Genomic DNA, 347 nt, shown 5'->3' with positions numbered 1-347 from the left:
CCAGAATTTTTAATTTCGCGGGTGTAAAAAAACGACTGAGGGCGCGGTCTAGAAGCCAAAGGGACCAGACTTTTGACCCTCCCCCATCGCACCAGACTGGTGCGCGCACCATATCGGTGCATTCTCGTGAAATTCGACGAGAATTGTTCTCGTTTCGGTCAGCGAGGCCGGGCTGCCTGGGTGTTTGCCTGCCAGTTGGATCGATCCCAGAACAGGTCCATGTCACCCTTGTGAGGAACGATGTGATCAACGTCTGTCGACGCTGTTACACGCCCAAGGCGCTCGCACTCTACGCAGAGCGGATGCTTAGCCAAGAAGCCCTTGCGCGCCTGTTGCCACTTGTAGCT

General features: G+C 55.6%; 1 protein-coding gene. It reads right to left on the bottom strand.

The window, feature by feature from the left end; translation table 11 throughout:
- Nucleotides 1-158: 158 nt before the first annotated feature.
- Nucleotides 159-347: HNH endonuclease signature motif containing protein (locus AO388_RS06525; protein ID WP_161937156.1), on the bottom strand; the 189-nt coding region annotated here is incomplete at its 5' end.

This window comes from Pseudomonas sp. ICMP 10191 (assembly GCF_001467335.1).
In the GTDB taxonomy this organism is placed as follows: domain Bacteria; phylum Pseudomonadota; class Gammaproteobacteria; order Pseudomonadales; family Pseudomonadaceae; genus Aquipseudomonas; species Aquipseudomonas cerasi.
Note: the sequence above shows the minus strand (reverse complement) of the source record. Positions and strands in the feature narration are given on the sequence as shown.